General features: G+C 60.1%; 6 protein-coding genes. All 6 read right to left on the bottom strand.

The window, feature by feature from the left end; all coding sequences use genetic code 11:
* Positions 1-145 precede the first annotated feature (145 nt).
* The gene (gene tatC / locus E4U03_RS12190; protein WP_228066287.1) at positions 146-994 is read right to left on the bottom strand and encodes a twin-arginine translocase subunit TatC; all 849 of its coding nucleotides are present in this window, start codon (positions 992-994) and stop codon (positions 146-148) included.
* A 101-nt stretch (positions 995-1095) separates the two neighbouring features.
* Positions 1096-1353: a Sec-independent protein translocase subunit TatA gene (tatA, locus tag E4U03_RS12195; RefSeq protein WP_135013989.1), complete on the bottom strand. Its 258-nt coding sequence runs from the start codon at positions 1351-1353 to the stop codon at positions 1096-1098.
* A 5-nt stretch (positions 1354-1358) separates the two neighbouring features.
* The gene (locus tag E4U03_RS12200) at positions 1359-1706 is read right to left on the bottom strand and encodes a hypothetical protein (protein ID WP_135013990.1); all 348 of its coding nucleotides are present in this window, start codon (positions 1704-1706) and stop codon (positions 1359-1361) included.
* Positions 1707-1820: 114 nt separating this feature from the next.
* Entirely contained in the window at positions 1821-3770 is a 1950-nt protein-coding gene (locus tag E4U03_RS12205; RefSeq protein WP_135013991.1) for a helix-turn-helix transcriptional regulator, read from the bottom strand.
* 72 nt (positions 3771-3842) lie between these two features.
* Positions 3843-4244 (bottom strand): FKBP-type peptidyl-prolyl cis-trans isomerase, encoded by a 402-nt coding sequence (locus tag E4U03_RS12210; protein ID WP_135013992.1) that lies wholly within the window; start codon positions 4242-4244, stop codon positions 3843-3845.
* A gap of 38 nt (positions 4245-4282) precedes the next feature.
* The gene (locus E4U03_RS12215) at positions 4283-5347 is read right to left on the bottom strand and encodes an FKBP-type peptidyl-prolyl cis-trans isomerase (protein ID WP_245207732.1); all 1065 of its coding nucleotides are present in this window, start codon (positions 5345-5347) and stop codon (positions 4283-4285) included.
* Positions 5348-5486 lie beyond the last annotated feature (139 nt).

Below are 5486 nucleotides of genomic sequence, written 5' to 3' on the forward strand. Positions count from 1 at the left end.
TTGTTGGAAGAGGTGGATGAGTTGTTCTCGTTGGTGTTGGGTGAGTGAGCTTCGTGCTCGCATAGGAGATGCTCCCCATTAGTTGGTGACTGTTTTTTAGTAGTCCAACTTATGGGGAGCAGTTCACTGCCGGGGCGGGGCGGTTTTAGGAGCGACCGAGCTGGTCGAGTTCTTCTAGGCTGGTGGCTCGGTTGAGTTCGTCGTTGGTGAGTCCCTCTGCGAGTTTGGCGTTGCGGCGGTCGCGGCGCTTGTCGTTGAGCATAGCGATACCGATAGCAACAAAGAAGAAGAAGAGCAGGGGCAGCATGAGGTAGAGCATGGACATGATGTCGTTACCGGGAGCTGCCATAGCAGCTAGCAGACCAACGAGCACGACTACCCAGCGCCAGGACTTAAGAATGGTCTTACCGCGGATCAGGCCGATGAAGTTGAGGCCGACCAGGATAACAGGCAGTACGAAGGCGATACCGAAGACCAGCAGGAATTTAACCACGAAGCTGACGTAGACGTCGGCGGTGAAGAGGTTGGTTGCGCCATCGGGGCTGAACATGGTTAGGGTGCGGACGGCGGTGGGCAGCACCCACCAGGCCAGGCCGGTGCCCAGAAGGAACATGGGGATGGCGGTGAAGGTGAAGCCCAGGGTGTAGAGCTTTTCCTTGCGGTAGAGGGCCGGGGTGATGAAGGCCCAGAGTTGGTAGAGCCAGACGGGGCTTGCGATAACCAGGCCGATGTAGAGGGAGATACGCACCATCTGGTCGAAGGGAGATGTTGCGGTGGAGTAGTTCAGGGCAGCGGTGCGGCCAGCTTCGGTGTTGATGGCGTAGACCGGGGCGCTGATGGCCTCCATGAAGGGCTCGTAGAGGAAGAAGCCGCCGATAGCGCAGATAAAGGTAGCAACAGCCGCTTTAATCAGGCGGTTGCGGAATTCGCGAAAGTGCTCGCCGAGGGCCATGGTGGCCTGGGGGTTATTCTTTCGGCTGGTTGATTTAGCCATAGGTGCCTTCTACTGAAACTCTGGGAGCCCATAAACCCGTGCCCTGGGTGGCCAGGGCACGGGTTGGGCGGTTAACTCACGAACGCTCTGGGGGCGAGAACTTAGTTCTGTGAGCCCTTGTTCTGGTCGGTGGTGGTGGGGTTGTTGATGACCTCACCGGAAACGACGGAGCCGTTGGTGTCGCCGTTTGCTTCGTTGTTCTTCTTGGAGTCGTTCTTCAGGCCGTCAACTTCTGACTTGAAGATACGCATGGACTGGCCGAGGCTGCGGGCCATGCCGGGGAGCTTGGGGGCACCGAAGAGCAGGATGATGATGACAAGGAGGATGATGAGATGGACGGGGCCGAGGTTACCGAGCACGAGCGTCACCTTTCTTGAAGACGTTTGAGGTCTCCGACGAGTTGGGGCTGTCCGAGTTCGTCGCGGCGCTGAGAGCGGCGGCGGGCTCGGTCGAGCGTTCGAGTGTTCTTGCCCTGGATGTAGTCTGCGTAGGCGGTTCCTACCGGGGTGAAAAGAGCCGGTTGCGGTTCTTCTCTGAGGAGCTGGGCGTGGTTGGCCTGCCCCAGCGCATCTGTAATGCTGGACTCCCAGTCTTGGGCGGCATCGAGTGCCCCTAAGGCTTTGCGGAAGACGCGGTATAGCAGCCAGGCTAGCAGGCAGAGCGAGCTCACTACGAGCACGGTCCACAAAACTATCCAAAACCACCAAGGCATAGTGACAATTATATATCCCAAGCGGCTTTAGTTTTGAGAATATTTTGCTGTGGGCTTGCACCGATTCTGCTGGGATATGGGTGGGTAATGTGCTGGGACAGTTGTTTGTGGCCCCTAGTCACCCAGTAGCTCTAGCAGGTCTTGCCGCAGGTGGGCAGGGGTGAGCAGGCAGACGGCCGGGCCCAGGTCTATGAGCAGGTTAAGGGCCCAGGCGGTGTGGGCGACCGGTATTTTGTAGAAGGTCACACCGTTCTCTTCGGCTATTTCAAGGGCGTAACGGTAGAGGGTGCTGTGGGTTTTTTCGCGCTGGGCTACCGGCAGACTTTTAGTGACAGCCAGAATCATGGTCTGGGCAGCAGCCTGGCCACTGGTCAGCTGGGTGAGCCAGCTGCGAGGGCTAACGGGAGCGGACGCGTCCTCTCCCCTCTCGGGGCTAGTCAGCACCTGCTGAGTGAAGCTATCACCCTCGACCGGGGCCATACTCAACATCTGGTCAAGTCTAAAGTGCCGCACCTGCCCGCTCAAGCGACACCAGGCTTGCAGGTAGCGAGGCCCGTTATCAACGATAAGGGCCAGCGGTTCAATAACGCGGCGGGAGACAGAACGGTGGGAGCTGTAGGTGATATCGAGGGGAATCTGCTGATCAAGAGCCCGCTGTACTAGGGGGTCAAGGTCAGCCCGATAGACCCCTACCCGTTCAGACATGGGTGCAACTTCGGGCCGGTTCTTGGCAGCAACCGAGGCCCATACCTTCTGGCGCAGGTGGCTGTAAAAGGACTCCGTATCGAGGCTGGCCGATAGGTCAAGAGCCAGGCTCAGCGCCAGGGCCTCGGTTTCAGTCGGTGACACACCGCGGGTCAGCACCTGCTGCCCCCGCAGGGTCACGAACCCCGCAGAGTTAATATCTAGGTTCAAAGACTCGAAACCAAGGCTACTGGCTAAACCTTCCAGCTGGGAGCGTGCCTTCTGCTCCGTCGTTGAAAAGAAATCTGCCAGGGTAGCAAGGGGCAGGCCCCCGGTACTCTCGATTAGGGACACCATGAGTAGAAGCCTCATGAGCTGGTCTGAAGCACTTTCACGGGCCCGCTGAGCAGCTACAGGCTTCCAGATCTTAGTCCGTTCAGGAAGAGCAATATCAGATACCGGGGCATGCCAGGCCCGCAATTCCCGCCGAAGCTTTTCCTCTTCATCAGCGACCTTCCACTGGTAGTCCCCTACCACGCCAAGAGCCGATGTGCCCTCCGGGAGCCGGTGGGTGCGTCCGCCCCTCATCGCCTGCAGGGCAGACTCCACCACCCCGTAGGAGGGAGCCAGCTGCACCCCGTCCGCACCCTTCCCGGGCAACAGAGGCACGGTAGCTACCTGCGGAACCTGCTCAGGTTCAAGAGCAGCTAACTCCCGGGCCATCGAAAAAGAGGCAGGGGGCTGCGGCCCCTCAACAGCCAGAACAGACAGCCCCGCTGCCCGGTCAAGCCTAAAAATACGCTGCCCCCGACGGGCCCGATCCCAGCCCACCAGGTACCAGTGGCCAAACCGCAGCCCCAGGCCCCAGCAAGCAACCGCGCGCACCTCGTCCCGGCCAGCATAGCGAAAGCTCACGCCCTTACCCTCAGCCACCGCCGCCAGGCACTCAGCGACCCCGGGAACCGTGGTAAACCGGGCAGGCTCCCCCAGCTCACCGCCCAGACGCTGGCCCACGCTCACCCCCACCTTGAGCAGGGCAGCACGAGCCAACCGCTCCACCTCGGTACCCTCCCAGGCCCGCGCACAGTGGCTCAGCACCACCACATCCAGGGCAGAAAAATCAGCCACCGCCTGCGACTTAGCCTCAAGCCGATACACAAAACCCAGCCGAGAACAATCAGCCCGCTCAGCCACCAGCTCAACACCCAGAGCCCGCAAGACCTGCTTATCGCGCTCAAACATACGCTCAAACGCAGCATCGGTCGCCGCCTGGTCATAGCCCGGCACCCGCTGGCGCACAGCATCCCGATCCAGCCCCCAAGGGGCAGACGAGAGCACATCAAGTAAGGCAGCAGCACGTTCAACAGCTTTAGAAGTCACATACACAAAGATAGCCCCCGGCTCTTTCGAACCGGGGGCCAAACACGCGCAGGCACAAGCCCGCAGTGAGAATCAACGCTTGATGACGTCTACCAGGTCAACCACAAAAATCAGTGACTCGTTAGGGCCAATAGCAGAACCGGCACCGCGGGAACCGTAAGCCATCTCGCTGGGGATCTCCAGACGACGACGGCCGCCCACCTTCATACCCAGCAGGCCCTCGTCCCAGCCGCGGATAACCATACCGGCACCAACCTGGAAACGCAGGGGCTCACCGCGACCCCAGGAAGAGTCAAACTCTTCACCAGTGGAGAAAGCTACACCCACGTAGTGGGCTAACACGGTATCGCCAGCCTCAACGACCTCGCCAGCACCCTCAATCTCATCGATGATGATGAGCTCTTCGGGGGTACCGCCTTCGGGAAAATCAATTTCAGGCTTGCTACGGTCGAGATTACGCTGACCAAATGACATGAGGTTTTACCTTTTCTAATGGAGTGATAACAGAGGTCTTATTCGCTGGCTGAGGCGGTAGCTTCAGCGCTCGCAGACTCAGAAGCAGTTTCGGTAGCGCTTGCGCTGGCATCTGCGGTTGCAGTTGCGGACGCGTCGGCTGAGGCGCTAGCTGATGCTGCGGCGGTGCGGGTGGGTGAGGAGCCCAAGATGTCTACCACGAAGACCAGGGCGCCTTCGGGGGCACCGCTGGTGGCGGCGTCCTCACCGTAGGCCAGCTCGCTGGGGATCACCAGCAGGACACGGGAACCGACGGTCTTACCGGCCAGGCCCTGCTTCCAGCCCTCGATGACGCCGTTCAGGGAGAGGGCGGTGGGGCTAGCGCCGAAGTTGCCGTCGAACTGGGTGCCATCTGACCAGGTCACGCCAACGTAGTTGACGTAGATGGTGTCGGATTCACTCACGGTTGCGCCGGTGCCGGTGATGAGGTCTTCGGTGTAAAGCTCGGTGGGGGCATCGCCGCGGTCTGCTGACAGGGTCAAGGTGGCGGTGCCGTCATCGGCCAGGGAGAAGCTTTCCAGAGCGGATAACTTCTTCTCGTTCTCGGTGCCTTCAGCGCTCTTGAGCAGCTTGCCGGAGACGGTGTAGACCTCAACGTTGGTGGCGGTGCCTGCTGAAACGGTGGGGGTTGCCTCAGCGGTTGAGGTGGAGGCGGTATCGATGTTGGTGGAGTAAGAGAAGGACATGCCGACCTTTGAGCCAATCAGAATGTCGTAGAGTTCGGGGGCGGCGTTCTTCAGGTCTTCACCCACGGGGATAATCATGGGTGCGTCGGTGTAGGTGGTGCCCAGGGAGGTGCCGTCGGTTCCGCTGAAGACGGTGGCGTCAACGAGCAGGCTGTCGCCGTCCTCGATGGTGGCGCCGTCGCCGTCCTCAATCTTGTAGGCTTCGGTGCCGTTGGCTGCGAAGGGGGTTGCGAAGGAAACCGAGGGTTCGGCGGTTGCCCCGTTCATGGAGTAGTCGACATCTGAGAGGCTGCTGCCGCTGCCGGAACCGCCGCAGGCAGACAGGACGAGAGCGAGCACGGCGCCGCTGGATGCGAAAAGGGCTGACTTTTTCTTCACTGGTTTCACTTTCCTTGAGGTTGCGCTCTTCAGCAGAACGCTTTTCTTCACCGCGTACATACTAGCGGATAGAGCTGGGTGGGGTCTGGTAATTTGCCGGTTTGCCTTAGATAAAGGGCGGGGACCAGACGTCCTGGGG

Origin of the sequence: Rothia nasimurium, from assembly GCF_004569295.1 — a bacterium.
GTDB lineage: Bacteria > Actinomycetota > Actinomycetes > Actinomycetales > Micrococcaceae > Rothia > Rothia nasimurium_B.